Origin of the sequence: Clostridium thailandense, from assembly GCF_019207025.1 — a bacterium.
Classification (GTDB): domain Bacteria; phylum Bacillota; class Clostridia; order Clostridiales; family Clostridiaceae; genus Clostridium_AM; species Clostridium_AM thailandense.
In genome coordinates this window covers 14,581-29,661 of the sequence record NZ_JAEEGC010000063.1, presented here as the reverse complement: position 1 = coordinate 29,661, position 15,081 = coordinate 14,581, and the positions used below count along the sequence as shown (strand labels likewise).

The window sequence follows — 15,081 nt, the reverse complement described above, 5'->3', positions numbered from 1 at the left end:
ACATATAAATAATTCTAAGATTTTCTAAAATGTTTCTCTAAGATTGACTAAAAAGTTTTTATATGTGGCTTTCAGCTTTGGAAACATCTCCCTGCGTATAAGTCTACTTTCTGGTGTCGGCATCTATAAGAGAAGCAAATTTGTAATTTGATATATCCACCTAGCATAATCACAGAATCTACAAAAATATATAGCTCTAAGTATTTATCTATTTTGTTAAAAATTATATTGGTACTAGCTCCTAGGTATAATGAAGTTTATTCCCTTAGGAATTAGTTCAAAAACAACGTCTTTTCTTTTTACTATTTCTCCGTCTATATTTACAGTTATCTCATCTTTAGAACTCACTATAATCTTTTTTGCTTTGTAGAAACAAACCTCTTCTATTTGACGGTGAGTTCCTTTAATGAGCTTTGGGAATAGAGTGAACATTTTTATTCTGCTTAATTTATCGACGGTACATATATCAAAAAGTCCATCTTGTAGGTCTGCATCTGGAGCTACTTTCATACCACCACCATAATATTTACCGTTTGCAAAGGTTGTTAGAGTATTTTCTAAAGTTATTTCTTTGTCATCTATGATTAACTGTATTCTTCTATACTTATATGTAAATATTGTAACAATAGCACTAAATATATATGCAGCTCTGCCTGATATAAAGGGATATTTCTTGAATAACTTTGCATTATCTACAACCTCTGCGTCAATTCCCACAGATGAAATGTTTAAAAATTATATTTTGTTTCGTTGATTCTTCCAACCATATTACTACTCAAGGACTAAAGTCCAATATATCATTAATATTGTTATTTTATAATTATGGTGTGATTTTATATTATAATATATATATTTGTAAACAAAAAATCCTTAGAGCATTGTTTCTTAAATCGCTCTAAGGACTTTTTATTATACTTTGCTATTATTTAAATAGGTAGCTGTCGCACTTATATATCTGCTTTCTGGTGTCGTTATCTATATAGTGCAGCAGCCTCTTATTATATTCCCTTTGGTATTACTGCTACGTTGTAATTCATTGATATGTCCTTTAACAAGGCTCTATCCTCTGTAATCTGCTTTACTTCCTCTAGGTTTTTGGCAGAAAATATAACTGTACCACCTTTTCTATTTAAAATTCCACCACCAATTAAATACTTACTAGAGTTAACACTTCCATTATTTACCCTTGTATTACCGCTTACTGCTCTATCGTTCTCTGATGTTTTATAGTTGATTCTTATAAAAAGATTATATTCATTCATGTGTATACCCCCGATCATTTGTTTGGGTAATTTATATTTTTATTATACAGAACATATGTTCGATAGTCAAGTTTTATTTATTACCCTCTAAATAAATATATTTAAATATTAAAAAAATATGCCTTAATATGAAATCTCTAGGCATTTATATTTAATCAATATATAATCATAAACCCTATGTCTCCAATTAATTTAGTATTATTTTTAAACATTAATATATTTTTTCTGATACAATAATATTGTTAAGTATTTTAAGTAGGGGGTTTTAAATTATGCTTTTAGGGACTATTGTAAATTTTGCTGCTATAATTTTGGGAAGCCTTATAGGTATTTTATTAAAAGGTGGTGTTCCTGAAAAAATAAGTACTACCATTATGCAAGGCTTGGCACTTTGTGTTATTTACATAGGTATATCTGGAGCTATAAAAGGTTCTAATGTTATACTTATAATTATTTCTATTGTTATAGGAGGATTTTTAGGAGAGCTAGTAGATATAGATAATCTTTTAAAAAAATTAGGCGATAAGATTGAAAAAAAGTTTAAAGGTAAAGGCGTAAAGGTTTCTGAAGGATTTGTAACTGCTAGTCTTTTATTTTGTGTAGGCTCAATGGCAATTGTAGGATCGCTTGAAAGCGGTTTGGAAGGGAATAACAAAATACTTTTTGCAAAATCTATGCTTGACGGCATAGCTTCTATAATTTTCTCATCAACTTTAGGTATTGGTGTAATGCTTTCTTCTATTTCAGTTCTACTGTATCAAGGTATAATAACTATTGCAGCCTCTGCACTAAAAGTAATTTTAATACAATCTGTCATAACTGATATGACAGCCATAGGAAGCCTTTTAATTATTGGTATAGGCTTTAATATGCTGGAGATATCCAAAATAAAGGTAGCTAACCTTCTCCCTGCAGTGTTTATACCAATTTTTTATCAAATCATCTTAAATTTAATGAAATAACCTATATTCTGCATTTTTTATATCTATAGATTATTAACTTTAAACATTAACGATCTATATATAAAACTACACCAGAAAGTTGACTTATACGCAGGGAGATGTTTCCAGAGCTGAAGACACATATAAAAACTTCTTAATCAATCTTAGCGAAGTATTTTAGAAAATCTTAGGACCTTTGATATGGTAAAAAGCCTAAATGGCTTTTTACGAGCGACTTATCAATGGTAATTGATAAGTTGGTCCGTCTTGAGGTACGAGTCTATCAAAGGTTCTTAGAAATTAATGAAACTCCTCTTCCTTACGTCGGAGGAGTAAGCGATTCGCACAAAATCGGAGATTCTGGCTCTCTGCTTAAATACTGAGCTGTAGATTGATAAGAAGTTTTTATAGTGTTAAAGCTTGGAAACATCTCCCGGAGCATAAATCAACTTTCGGACGTAGTTATCTATAATTAATGTTTCAAAATTTTAATTCTCACTTTTTTTATTTAAATCATTACTATAATCATCAATAAGCTTTATTAGTACATCTTCTATACCTTTCTTTCTCTCATCTATTAGTCTACCTAGATACTCTCTATCCAGTCTTTTATTAATTTTCTTATCTCTTTTAATTAATTTTTCTAAATTATCATTATCTTCAGCAAAATACATCTCATAAGCTGAGAAGCCAAACGCCGCTCCAATGAATCCCATGATTATTCCATTGAGTATATTTCCCCTTTTAATTATTATTCCAAATAAAAAACCAATAATTATTGCCGAAGTTACAACTATAGTTTTAGAAGGCTTCTTTTCTTTACTCTTTTCTTTTACAATAACAGGTGCTTCATCTTCCTTAACATATATGCTTTTTTCATCAATTTGAATAAATGGAATATGTATAATCTTTGTTTTTGTCTTATCTTCACCCTCAAATTTGTTCAGGATATCCAATTCTAATTTCTTTGTATAATCAGTAATATTTTTATGTTCTTCATAAAAGCCTTCATTTATCTCTTCTATACTATTACATTCATTCATTATTTCCTTCAAATTATCATATAATTCATCTATAAAATTATGTAGTTCATTTTTAACTTCACCAGTATCCATAATTTAAAACCATTCCTTTCTATGACATTCTCTTTATTCCTAAGTCTAACAAAAAATCATGTAGTTCACCTCAACATATCCTATAATATTTTTTACCATAGGTTTGTGGTTTTTCATATTTATTTTTGAACAATTCCTTAAATTCTTACCCTCATTATAATACAGTATTACTGTTTTAAAAATAGTTTAGATAAATTTTCTAGCACTTATTAATATATATTAGAAAATTTATCTAAACTATGTTATTATTATATATACTTTAAATACATTTGTAATTTCATCTACCATTTAATATGGTATGAAAGGAGCTTTACATGAATTTCTTAAAAGAATTTTTTTCAAAAGAAAGTGTTAAAAAATTTTTAACTCTTATATTTATAATACTAATCTTTTACTTAAGTAGCTCAATGTTAAATTTATTTTTATTAACCTTTCTTTTTACATATTTGATGAATAGTTTTCAAGGCTTAGTAGTCAATCATCTAAAAAGAATAACTATTGTAAAAGAAAAATTTATTACTGTAATACTATATTCCTTACTGTTTGCATCTATAATTTTAATAATAGCTAAATATGTTCCTTTGATAATTTTACAAAGTAAATATATAATAAATCAAGCTGCAGATTTTGACATTACTCCAAGCTCTGACTCTGACATAATTCAAAAATATTTGACACCTATATTTCAAGAAATAGATATTAAAAGCTATATAAAATCCGGATTTGATATAACCTTTCAATTTGCTGCTAACATAGGAAAATGGAGTGTTAACATATTCATAGCCATATTATTAAGTATGTTTTTTATGTTAGAAAAAAGAAAGATTTTCCGATTTTTTCAAAAATTTGAGCATAGTAAAATCTCAGGCTTGTATAGATATATGTGCTTTTTCGGAAACAACTTTTTAAACTCCTTTGGTAAGGTAATCCAGGCCCAGATTATTATAGCATTTTTTAATACAATACTTTCAGTAATTATGCTCTTTATTCTTCAGTTCCCTCAGCTAATTACTTTAGGTTTTATGATATTTGTATTAAGTTTAGTACCTGTAGCAGGAGTTATAGTTTCACTTGTACCATTAACTCTTATTGCTTTTAAAATAGGAGGTCTTACAAAAGTAGTTTATGTTCTAGTAATGATTGCTGTCATTCATGCTCTTGAGAGTTATATCTTAAATCCAAAACTTATGTCAGCAAAAATCAAGTTACCTATATTCTTTACTTTTATAATATTAATTGCTTCTGAACATTTTATGGGAATATGGGGACTCCTTATTGGTATTCCTCTATTTATGTTTATTCTAGATTTAATCGGTGTTAAAGTACAGGAATAATAACAAAATAATTTAGAGGCTATTGTATACTTATATAAAACTGCAATAGCCCCTTATACTCAATCTTCTAAATGTTTTCTACTCCTATAATAGTAACATTACTAAAATTCTTGTCATAAGTTAAGTCAAATTCTGTGTTATCTTCTAAGTCTCTCACTTTAGGACGTGAACTACACTCTTCATTATTATCAATTACTATAACTCTTTTACCATTGCTAAGCTTCAAGATTGTACCCAATGGATACGGAGCAACTCTTCTTAAAAATAGTTTTACAATCTTTGGATCAAATATTTGTCCATTATTAGCCATTATATATTCTATGGCGTCTGAAGGCAAATATGCTTTTCTATTGGGAATTTCAGTTACTAAATTATCATAGGCATCACAGACACTCAATATACGACCAAATCGTGAAATTTCCTCACCTTTTTTTCCATCGGGATATCCTTTACCATCAAATCGTTCATGATGCTGCAAAATTCCTACATAGGTTGTTACAGCTATATTATAATATTGTTTTATATATCTATAGCCTTTTTCTGGATGACTCTTGTATACTTTTTCTTCTGCTGGTGTGAAATTTCCCACTTTATTCAGAACATCTTTAGATATAAAAACTTTTCCCAAGTCGTGTAAAAGAGCCGATGCTGTAAGCTTTTCTACCTTACTATTCTCCAAATGCATCGATATTCCAATTACGGAAGATAACACTGCTACATTTACACTATGGCTATATATGCAATCATCAAAAGTTTTAATATCTATCATATTCACCATTACATTTTTGTTATTTAGAATTTCATGCATAATGTTTTTAGCTAGATTTTCAACAGTGTTTATATTATACGAAACATTGTCAGTAGAATTAAAGATTCCCTTTATAGATTTTACAGCTTGTATTCTTAACTCATCTGAAATTATGCTTTTTATTTGTATATCATGAGACAGATTATCTTCTATATAAACACCACTAATCCCTAATTTGCTAAGACCTTTTATATATTCACTTGTTAATCTTACATCTTTTGCCAATAACACTGTACCATCGTTTGAGTAAATATTTCTGCCAATTTGCATTCCTTCTTGTAAGCAGAAAATAGGGACATATCGCATTGAATCACTTCCTTCCTTGCTTCCCAGACTAATACATATTCTTTGTTTCTTCTTAGTTACTTTTAAGTACTGCTAAAAATAGAAAGTCAATCTTATTATATTATCGTTTTATATTTATTTATCTTTATTTTAAATGTAACTAATTCTTTCACTTGAAATATTTTATTGTAAGTTCATAAACATCTTTATATTTCTATACTATATACCAAAAAATAAAGTTTCAAAAAGCAGCAATTTTAATCTACTAGAAAATTATATTCAATCCTCTCTGCCTGCTTTTTGAAACTTTAATTATTTTAATATTTCTATGTTGTCATCGGGTCTAATCCAACCGCCCTTTAGTACCCTCGTAAATATTCCTTCTCTCGGCATAATGCAATCTCCCACTTGACTTCTTATCGCACATCCCTTATGACATTCCTTTCCTATTTGAGTAACCTCCATTAAGGTCTCTCCTATCTTAAGCTTAGTCCCAATAGGAAGTTCATATAACACCAAACCTTCAGTCGTAATATTTTCTGCGAATTTACCACTATCTAGCCCTTTTACTCCTAAAGCCTTCATCTTATCTATGCTTTCCTGCCCAAGCAAACTAACTTGCCTATGCCACTCCCCAGCATGAGCATCTCCCTCAAGACCGTGATTTTCCTTAAAATATCCCTTTTCTATAGGAATCTTTATTTCTCCCTTTTTTTCACTTATATTTATAGCAATAACCTTAGCCATTTTTACATTCCTCCTCAAATTACTATATATTTTTTCGCTGAAATAATCCAGATTTTCCTCCACTTTTTTCAACAAGCATTATATCAGATATAATCATCTCTCTATCAATTGCCTTGCACATGTCATAAATTGTTAGAGCTGCTGTAGAAACTGCTGTTAACGCTTCCATTTCTATGCCTGTTTTTCCTACTGTTTTAGCTTTTGCTTTTATATCTATTTTATTTTTTTCAGAATCTAATTCAAAACTTATATCACATCCAGATATATTTATAGGATGACACATAGGAATTATTTGAGAAGTATTTTTTGCCCCCATAATTCCACCAACTTGTGCAACTGATAGAACATCTCCCTTTTTTATGCCGCCTTCTTTTATTCTTTCAAGAGTTTCTTTCTTCATATATATAGATGCAATAGCAATTGCTTCTCTTGCCGTATCTTCCTTTTCACTTACATCCACCATCTTTGCCCTACCCTGGCTGTTTATATGCGTTAAGTCCATAACTAATTCCTCCTGTCAAAATCACTTTTTGTTTAACTATTTAAAATACTAACAAGCTTTATTTCCATGCCACTTAACAAAACTATCTATAGTGCTCAGGTCAGATAAGTCAAATGTCCGTAGACGTCTATATACTTTGTATTTATCTTGCACACTCGGAAGCTTTTCCTGTTAATATCTCGATTCCATGTGGCAGTGCTGGCAATATTACTTGAAGATTTTCTATAGCACCTTTAGGACTTCCTGGTAGATTAACTATTAAGGTCTCTCTTCTTATACCTGAAACTGCTCTTGAAAGCATAGCTTTGGGAGTTATTTTCAATGATGCACTTCTCATAGCTTCTGCTATGCCTGGAACATTCTTTTCTATTACCTTCATTGTAGCTTCTGGAGTAACATCTCTTTGAGAAAATCCTGTACCCCCATTGGTCAATACTAAGTTTACCTTAAGCTCATCAGAAAGATGTATAAGCTCCATCTGTATTTTTTCTAGATCATCTGGTATAATTTTATAATATTCTACTTCATATTCCTCTTTATTTAATTCCTTTTTTATTGCCTCTCCTGTTCCATCAACCCGCTCTCCTCTAGATCCTTTATCACTTATTGTTAAAATTCCTACCTTTATCATATGCCGTCCTCCAGTTTTATTAATAATGATTACATAAATTTACAATATTCTTATATTTATCATACCTTTTATTAATAAGTTTTGCAATGTAAAAATAAATTGGAGCCCTAAGGTCTCCATTTTATATATCAATCTCATATTTTTTAATTTTACTATATAAAGTATTTCTTCTTATGCCTAATGCTTCCGCAGACCGAGTAATATTACCTTTGAATCTCTTCAATATCTTTACTAAGTGTTCTTTTTCAGCATACTCCAGTGTTAAACTCTCTTTATTTATATCAACAAGTACTTCATTCTCCCAGTTTTCCTCACCAAAATAGCCAACTGGTATGCATTCTGTATTAATAATTAGTTCAACAAAATTTTCCAATTCCCTTATATTGCCAGGCCAACTATAGTTCATCATCTTTTTTAGATACTCATTAGGTATAACTAAGTCTTTTTTGCCAATTCTTTCAGATATATACTTTAGAAAATAATCTATAAAAAGTGGTATATCACTCTTTCTTTCCCTTAAAGGTGGTAAGTATATAGGCAATACATTAAGTCTATAATATAAATCTTTTCTGAACCTTCCAAGCTCAACCTCTACTTTTAAATCCTTATTTGTAGCAGCAATAATCCTTACATCTACTGGTATAGATTTTGAACTTCCTATTTTTGTTATTGTGCCTTCCTGTACTACTCTTAAAAGCTTCGTTTGCATATCAAGAGGCATCTCTCCGATTTCATCCAGCATAATAGTTCCACCATCAGCTAATTCAAATTTTCCAAGATTCCCTCCTTTTTTTGCCCCTGTAAATGATCCTTCCTCATATCCAAAAAGTTCAGACTCTATAAGCTGTTTTGGAATAGCTCCACAGTTTAAGGCTACAAAAGGTCCATCTACCCTATTGCTGTAGTTATGGATTGATTGTGCAAAGACCTCTTTTCCAGTACCACTTTCACCCATAATAAGAATCGTAGATTTGCTATCTGCTATTTTTTTCGCATATTGAACTACTTTAACAAAATTTTCATCCTCGCCAATTACTTTATTAAAGGTATAATAAGCTTGCCCATTATTTTTTTTCTTTGCTTTCTTTGTTTCCTCAAAGGAGTACACGATTTCAATACTTTCCTCTACGAAATTATATATTGAATTAGCAGTTAAATGACATTGAAATTTATTTCTTAAAGCAATTATATTAACTTCTTGCGAAATATTTTTTCCCAAAAATATTTCGTTTTTTATTTTATCCCATTCTTCTACAAATTCTTTTATTTCTGCTACTCTTGGTTTTCCCTCTATATTTCCAAACATCTTTAATGCTTTTTCATTACAAAGCTTTATTTTTCCATTTACATCAGTAGTTATTATAGCAATCGGAATCGCATTAAACATATTTTTTATATGTTTGTTGTTTATACTTTGAACTTTATTATAACTTTTTATTTTTAACATTTCTTCTATGGCATTTGATGCCGCTACAACCATACCTAATGTATGAGGATGTACCTGTTCAATATATCCAGTAAGATTAAGGGCACCTATGAGTTGTCCGTTACTATCCTTTATGGGTGCTGCAGAACAAGTCCATTTGTGATAAGCTTTAATAAAATGTTGTGTACCAGAAACTTGAATTGGAGCACCTGTCTTTATAACCATACTCATTGCATTACATCCTATATTTTCTTCATTCATAAAAGCCCCAGGTATCATTTTCATAGAAAAGGCTTCTGAAAGTATTTTTTCATCACCTATAGCATTTAATATACATCCGTCACCATCTGTAAGTAATGCAAAAAAATTAGATCCTTTGACAAAATTGATCAATTGTTCCATATAAGGTGCCGCTGTAAGTATTAAATCTCTGCTAGTTGCAAATCTTTTCTGCAGCTCTCCATCATCATATATAATCTTTTTGCTTGAAACCTGATCTGCATCAATTTTTAATTTTTTGCATCTATCATGAGAAGTTCCAATATCGGCCTTCCATTTCGCTTTAAACATACTAACACCTCCTTATACTATTACCTTCCATGACCACGTCCTATATTCATCTTCATAACAAAGTTCATTTATACATCCATATTGCTGTTTTAGTTCAAGTATGCTATTTAAAGGCCTTGACAAAATATTGCTCAATATAACTCTATTAACTCCCGCATGTGCAACTATAAGTAAATTACCTTTACTATTTTCGATAATAGCTCTATAAGTAGGTAAAACCCTTGTTTCAACTTGCTTAAAGCTTTCTCCTTCTGGTGGCGTATAAGTATCTATACTTCCTCCCCTTTTTTCAAATTCTTCTGGAAATAAGGCTTTTATACATTTAAAGGATTTTCCTTCCCATTTCCCCATGTTTATTTCCATAAGATTCCTTACAAGTACTCTTTCTATATTTCTATCCTGTAAAATTATGTCTGCTGTTTGAACGCACCTTGTTAACGGGCTTATATACGCCTTTTCTATATCTATATTTACAAAAAATTCTTTAAGTTTGTAAGCCTGCATGATTCCATCTTCATTTAAAGGTATATCTGTAACTCCTATATAGCATTTTTCGTTACCAGTATCTATTTTTCCGTGTCTTACCAAATAAATTTTTCTATTCATAGTTAAAACTTTTTCCTATCATATTTTCTAACTTTTCCATTATTTTTTCAGCATGTATGAATCTCTGTTTTGCCTTTTGTAAAGCATCAGAGTTACTTTCGTACTTTAGCAAGCAATTAAACATCCTATGTTCCAATGAAACAAACTTATCATCTTTTACAAGTTTATCTGCTAAGTATAATATTTCATTTTCTGATATATCCTTGTCTTGCCCCACTTCTATATCCATGTGCGTAGCTATTATTTTTCCTATATTCTCATAACCAAGCTTCTTTAATAGTTCTTCTCCCGCCTTTGCATGGTTTTTCGATTTTCTGGCTATATCGTGCAGCAAAGCTGAAGCCTGTATCAAATCTTTATCAAAATTATATCCTTTTTCATTTAACTCATGTATAATGTACAATGCCACTCTGGACACTTCTGTGCAATGTCTTACTATATTATCACTTACATTATATATTTTCAAAATGCTATAGCATTCTTCCTTGTCTGGTACCTTCTGTTCAAAGTATTCAAGCAGTTTTATATAATCATCCTTAGTGTCCATATCCATTACTACTGCTTTGTCAAATACAGGAACATTCATAGAATCTTCTTCAAATTTACTAAGGATATTTTTTAACCCTCCATCTCCCTGTGAATTAACTATTATATCTTTATATTTACAATCTATAAGTGGAGGGTGTCCATTGTCGCCATTAAAATTAGGATATATTATTCCCTTATCACCTTGTAAATATTTACTCTTTAAAACTTCTATAGTTTGCTCTTTCACAAGAGGAATATCTACTGGTAACACAAAAAATGCATTAACATTCTTATCTAAAAGTTCCATAGCTTTTAACACTGAAGAATACATACCTTGTGAATAATTTTTATTTTCTATACATTTAACATTTTTGTTTTTTAATACTTCTATTATTTCTTTTCCTCTATGCCCTACTACAACTATAATAGTACAAATTCCTGAGTTTGTAAAAGTATTGACGACTGTTTCTATAGCAGTATATTCTCCCAATTTTAAAAAAGGCTTAAATTCCCCCATTCTTGAAGAATATCCTGCTGCCAAAATTATTGCAGCAAAGTTATCCTTTTTCACTGACAGAAGTTCTCCTAACTTTAACAAGTTCTGCTGCAATACTTATTGCTATTTCTTCAGGCGTTTGCGCATGTATAGTAATTCCTATAGGGCAATGTACTCTTTCTTCAATATTATTTAAATCATATCCTTCATTTATAAGACAGTTATAAACAAAACTTCTTTTATTCTTACTTCCTATCATACCTATATATTTTGCATCAGTTTTAAGCATTTGACCTAATACATCCTTATCATACGCATGTCCCCTAGTTACTATTATAACATAACTCCTATTATTAACATTTATACAATTAAGTATGTTGTCAAAGGAAGAAACAACTTTTACTTCATCAGCAACTTTAAATCTCTGTCTGTTAGCAAATTCTTCTCTATCATCTATAACAACTGTTTTAAAATCTAACATTTTAGTTAGTTCCGCAATTTTTTGCGATACATGTCCGGCACCTATTATATATACACTTTCATGGTTTAAAACTGGTTCGATTAAGTATTTCTTTCCATCTGCAATAATAGTTTGAAAATGTATATATTTAAAATTTTCTCTTATTTTTCTAAATATACATTGAACAATATCATTTTCTTCTCCCCAAAAATTTGTCTCTGTACAAATCCACTTATCTAAACCACTTATATATCTTTCTTCTTCAGGTATCTGTGTTATAAATGCAAAATTAATTCCTTTCTCCCTAAGTTCCGATGCATTTTTATATAACTCTACCATTTTTTCATCTTCACAATTTATATATTCCAAAAGGAGTTTAAGTTCTCCACCACATACCATGCCTAATGCAGAAGCACCTTCTGTTGATAGAGTACATTTTTTTATTATACAATTTTTATTTTTAAAAACCTTTGCAGATAACTTTATAGCCATAGCTTCAAATATGCCTCCACCTATAGTGCCAATAGTTGAGAAATCCTTTTTTATAATCATCTTTGTTCCTTCTTCCCTAGGAGCAGATCCGGATTTTTCTAAAATGGTAGCTAACACAAAACTTTCCTTATTATCTAAAATCTCTGAAATTAATTCATTTATATCTCTCATAATTAAACCCTCTTTCTGTAATCATGTATTTTTCTTTTGACCATAGTATTGTTTATTACAATATCATCTAAAGAATATATTATCACAATTTCTATGATATTTTTAGATAGTGACTTCTTTATAGACGGTATTGCTTTAATAAGCGATAATATTTTCTCTGATGATTTATAAAAATCTGCTTCATTTAATGTAATCAGGTCTAAGAATATTACGTTTCCCTCTTCAATATAAACTTTATAGTTTACAACTTCTTCAAAAGACAAGATAATTTCATCTAGTTCTCTCATATAAATAAACTCATCTTCATCTATTTTAATTCTATTTTCCATCCTTCCTTTTATACGATCCATAGTTTTTAGGAAAGTCCCACAAGGACATTTTTTTGTTTTAAATGAAGCTATATCTGAAGTTCTATACCTTATGAAAGGCATACCTTCTCTTGTAAGGGTTGTAAATACTACTTCACCATATTGACCATCTTCTACAGTTTTACCAGTAACAGGATCTATTATTTCAAAATACAGATCATCTTCTCTCATGTGATATCCATATAATGCTTCACATTCAACGCCACCACCATACCCCATTTCAGTCATACCATAATGGGTAAAAACCTTACATTCAGATTTGTTTGTAAATTCTTTTATTATTGTCTCTGGCACATAATCTGTGCTTAGAAGAACTTTTTGTATTTTATTTTTAAAGATTTCATTCTCCACTCTGCTTAAGTGAAGCAATTGTATTGGAATTCCTACAATACAATTTATATTTTCAGCTTGTATTAGCTTTGCAGTAACTTTGGGATCAACCATCACCCCCTGTACAAAGCATTCTATTTCTGTTTCCTTCAAGGCCTTTTTTAGCAAATCTCCAATACTTCCATAAGCTTCACCAGGTAAAAGCACCAAAACTCTATCATCCTTATTTGCCAAGCATTGCATTCCATGCTTAAAAAAATCAATTGTAAGCTGCAAATCTTTCTCTGTAAAATATACTCTTTTTTCATCACCACTAGTACCCGAACTTCTTAAAGTTACTATTCTCACAATATCCTTTTGAGGCACACATAAGAAACCAAATGGATTCTCTTTTACATGACTTGGCAATGTGAAAGGTATATTTTCAAAATCCTTAAGAGATTTTATGCTATCCTCATTAATATCTTTTAAGTGCTCTCTATAAAATTTACTATGTTGTTTTACATAGGTTATGCTTTCCTTTATCTTATCTAGTTGATACCTTTCTAATTCTTCTCTACCATTTTTATGAATGTTAACCTTATCTTTTATATATTTCTCAATAGGAGTCAACTTCATTTCATATTTCCTTTCACGTAAGATCTATCTTTTGGTTTGTTATCTGAGACTTTCTATACATATAGTTTCCTTGCACATCTGTAAGGTTATACATACAAAAAGGTATAAGTTTCCCTTCTGGACTTACTACATGAATACAGCAATCTTTAACTCTCTCTAAGTCTATATTCCATACATCCTGAAAAGCCATTGCAGATATACTAAAAGAATAGTTTTTTATACTATATAATATTTCGTCCCAACTAGTTACCTTTCTTGAGCTTAATTTACCTTTAAAAGTATCTAATTTTCTTGATGACCAGTTTCGAGAAACAAATTCCTTTGCCTTTATCGCGCCTTCTTCAGCTTTCTCAATTTTTCCGCAGCAGCTTGAATTTTTAGTAATATTTATTAGTTCGTCTTTATTTTTGTATATATAATTACCATGAAAAGAACATAGTGCATTTTCGCATCCTGGGGGTTTCATAGTATTTAATTTAAATTTCCCATTAGTTTGTTTCTCTATATTATCCATAAGCTCTGGAAGAGTAATTCTCTGTTCGTCCCTAGGCATTTCAGGTATTCTTCCAAAGTAACTTACCGGCTGAAAATGAACTCCTCTTACTGTACTTATATTATCAAGGGCAAAATCTATTATTTTTCCTATGTTATCTACATTTACATCTGGTATTAATGTTGGAACCAATACCACACCTATATTATATTTCTTACAGTTTTCTACGACCTTTATTTTCAAATCTAATAATTCTGCTCCTCTTAATTTTTTATATATGGAATTATTAGTACCATCGAACTGCAAGAAAATCGAATCTAAACCTGCTTCCTTAAGCTCCCTTACATATTCTTCGTCTTGTGCCATTCGTATTCCATTAGTGTTTACTTGTATAAAGCTAAATCCTAATTCTTTTCCTAAACTTATTATTTGAGGCAAATCATCTCTAACTGTAGGTTCTCCTCCAGATAACTGAATATTGCATTTTCCTGAATACTTTAGAACTTCTTCATATAAAAACTTTATTTTCTCTATAGAAGGATCTCTTTCTTTGTCTGCACAGGAATTAGCAAAGCAAAAACTACAGTTTAAGTTACATCTTTGAGTAACTTCTATTAATGCTGTACAAGTATGTTGCCTATGTTCTACGCAAAGACCACAATCAAAAGGACATCCTTTTTCTACAGACTTATTAGGATTTTTTATATGGGCTCTTTCCTTGTTTCTTATCCAACTCTCTATAGAAGTGCTTCCGCTCCATATAATTGTCTTAAACTTGCCATGTTCTGCACAATATTTCTCCATGTATACTTTGTTATCCTCTAAAATCTTTTCTGCAGGAATCTTCTTAAAACAGTGAGGACATAAACTTTCCGTCTTAAAAATCACTTTCTTCATA

General features: G+C 30.2%; 15 protein-coding genes. 2 read left to right on the top strand and 13 right to left on the bottom strand.

The genetic code is table 11. The features are described 5' to 3' along the window. Positions 1-234: 234 nt before the first annotated feature. Both I6U48_RS14210 and I6U48_RS14205 read right to left on the bottom strand, forming a co-directional pair. On the bottom strand, positions 235-717 hold the full coding sequence (locus tag I6U48_RS14210; protein WP_218321129.1) for a diacylglycerol/lipid kinase family protein: 483 nt from the start codon (positions 715-717) through the stop codon (positions 235-237). Positions 718-998: 281 nt separating this feature from the next. Further along, positions 999-1,262, bottom strand: a complete 264-nt coding sequence (locus I6U48_RS14205; RefSeq protein WP_218321128.1) for a hypothetical protein — start codon at positions 1,260-1,262, stop codon at positions 999-1,001. Between the two features lie 272 nt (positions 1,263-1,534). On the opposite strand from I6U48_RS14205, the gene I6U48_RS14200 reads away from it, so the two are divergent. Then, a complete protein-coding gene (locus I6U48_RS14200; protein WP_218321127.1) occupies positions 1,535-2,224 on the top strand; it encodes a DUF554 domain-containing protein in 690 nt (229 codons plus the stop codon). Between the two features lie 467 nt (positions 2,225-2,691). On the opposite strand, the gene I6U48_RS14195 is transcribed toward I6U48_RS14200, so the two are convergent. Next, positions 2,692-3,318: a cytochrome P450 gene (locus tag I6U48_RS14195; protein ID WP_218321126.1), complete on the bottom strand. Its 627-nt coding sequence runs from the start codon at positions 3,316-3,318 to the stop codon at positions 2,692-2,694. 314 nt (positions 3,319-3,632) lie between these two features. On the opposite strand from I6U48_RS14195, the gene I6U48_RS14190 reads away from it, so the two are divergent. After that, complete coding sequence (locus I6U48_RS14190; protein ID WP_218321125.1) at positions 3,633-4,652, top strand: AI-2E family transporter; 1,020 nt, start codon at positions 3,633-3,635, stop codon at positions 4,650-4,652. A gap of 67 nt (positions 4,653-4,719) precedes the next feature. Here I6U48_RS14190 and I6U48_RS14185 read toward each other — a convergent pair whose 3' ends face one another. The 10 genes from I6U48_RS14185 to trsS all read right to left on the bottom strand — a co-directional run bounded on the left by I6U48_RS14185 (position 4,720) and on the right by trsS (position 15,080). Continuing rightward, a complete protein-coding gene (locus I6U48_RS14185) occupies positions 4,720-5,766 on the bottom strand; it encodes an HD-GYP domain-containing protein (protein WP_218321124.1) in 1,047 nt (348 codons plus the stop codon). Between the two features lie 291 nt (positions 5,767-6,057). Beyond that, entirely contained in the window at positions 6,058-6,492 is a 435-nt protein-coding gene (locus I6U48_RS14180) for an MOSC domain-containing protein (RefSeq protein ID WP_218321123.1), read from the bottom strand. A gap of 22 nt (positions 6,493-6,514) precedes the next feature. Beyond that, complete coding sequence (gene moaC, locus I6U48_RS14175) at positions 6,515-6,994, bottom strand: cyclic pyranopterin monophosphate synthase MoaC (protein WP_218321122.1); 480 nt, start codon at positions 6,992-6,994, stop codon at positions 6,515-6,517. Positions 6,995-7,136: 142 nt separating this feature from the next. Continuing rightward, complete coding sequence (locus I6U48_RS14170) at positions 7,137-7,625, bottom strand: MogA/MoaB family molybdenum cofactor biosynthesis protein (RefSeq protein ID WP_218321121.1); 489 nt, start codon at positions 7,623-7,625, stop codon at positions 7,137-7,139. 121 nt (positions 7,626-7,746) lie between these two features. Further along, positions 7,747-9,621, bottom strand: coding sequence for a sigma-54-dependent Fis family transcriptional regulator (locus I6U48_RS14165; protein WP_218321120.1), 1,875 nt, complete (start codon positions 9,619-9,621; stop codon positions 7,747-7,749). 12 nt (positions 9,622-9,633) lie between these two features. Then, positions 9,634-10,227, bottom strand: a complete 594-nt coding sequence (gene cobC, locus I6U48_RS14160; protein WP_218321119.1) for an alpha-ribazole phosphatase — start codon at positions 10,225-10,227, stop codon at positions 9,634-9,636. Next, a complete protein-coding gene (locus I6U48_RS14155; protein ID WP_218321118.1) occupies positions 10,220-11,326 on the bottom strand; it encodes a DVU_1551 family NTP transferase in 1,107 nt (368 codons plus the stop codon). Before I6U48_RS14155 ends, cobC begins: the two co-directional genes overlap by 8 nt. Then, on the bottom strand, positions 11,313-12,374 hold the full coding sequence (locus I6U48_RS14150) for an XdhC family aldehyde oxidoreductase maturation factor (RefSeq protein ID WP_218321117.1): 1,062 nt from the start codon (positions 12,372-12,374) through the stop codon (positions 11,313-11,315). Before I6U48_RS14150 ends, I6U48_RS14155 begins: the two co-directional genes overlap by 14 nt. Positions 12,375-12,376: 2 nt before the next feature. Beyond that, entirely contained in the window at positions 12,377-13,690 is a 1,314-nt protein-coding gene (locus I6U48_RS14145) for a DVU_1553 family AMP-dependent CoA ligase (RefSeq protein ID WP_218321116.1), read from the bottom strand. A 13-nt stretch (positions 13,691-13,703) separates the two neighbouring features. Next, the gene (gene trsS, locus I6U48_RS14140; RefSeq protein WP_218321115.1) at positions 13,704-15,080 is read right to left on the bottom strand and encodes a radical SAM (seleno)protein TrsS; all 1,377 of its coding nucleotides are present in this window, start codon (positions 15,078-15,080) and stop codon (positions 13,704-13,706) included. Position 15,081 lies beyond the last annotated feature (1 nt).

Bases quoted from the DNA above. Each gene is read 5' to 3' on its own strand.
- I6U48_RS14200 (WP_218321127.1), top strand. From the start codon at position 1,535: ATGCTTTTAGGGACTATTGTAAATTTTGCTGCTATAATTTTGGGAAGC.
- I6U48_RS14180 (WP_218321123.1), bottom strand. From the start codon at position 6,492: ATGGCTAAGGTTATTGCTATAAATATAAGTGAAAAAAAGGGAGAAATA.
- I6U48_RS14145 (WP_218321116.1), bottom strand. From the start codon at position 13,690: ATGAAGTTGACTCCTATTGAGAAATATATAAAAGATAAGGTTAACATT.
- I6U48_RS14195 (WP_218321126.1), bottom strand. From the start codon at position 3,318: ATGGATACTGGTGAAGTTAAAAATGAACTACATAATTTTATAGATGAA.
- I6U48_RS14150 (WP_218321117.1), bottom strand. From the start codon at position 12,374: ATGAGAGATATAAATGAATTAATTTCAGAGATTTTAGATAATAAGGAA.
- I6U48_RS14165 (WP_218321120.1), bottom strand. From the start codon at position 9,621: ATGTTTAAAGCGAAATGGAAGGCCGATATTGGAACTTCTCATGATAGA.
- trsS (WP_218321115.1), bottom strand. From the start codon at position 15,080: ATGAAGAAAGTGATTTTTAAGACGGAAAGTTTATGTCCTCACTGTTTT.
- I6U48_RS14185 (WP_218321124.1), bottom strand. From the start codon at position 5,766: ATGCGATATGTCCCTATTTTCTGCTTACAAGAAGGAATGCAAATTGGC.
- I6U48_RS14190 (WP_218321125.1), top strand. From the start codon at position 3,633: ATGAATTTCTTAAAAGAATTTTTTTCAAAAGAAAGTGTTAAAAAATTT.
- cobC (WP_218321119.1), bottom strand. From the start codon at position 10,227: ATGAATAGAAAAATTTATTTGGTAAGACACGGAAAAATAGATACTGGT.
- moaC (WP_218321122.1), bottom strand. From the start codon at position 6,994: ATGGACTTAACGCATATAAACAGCCAGGGTAGGGCAAAGATGGTGGAT.
- I6U48_RS14205 (WP_218321128.1), bottom strand. From the start codon at position 1,262: ATGAATGAATATAATCTTTTTATAAGAATCAACTATAAAACATCAGAG.
- I6U48_RS14170 (WP_218321121.1), bottom strand. From the start codon at position 7,625: ATGATAAAGGTAGGAATTTTAACAATAAGTGATAAAGGATCTAGAGGA.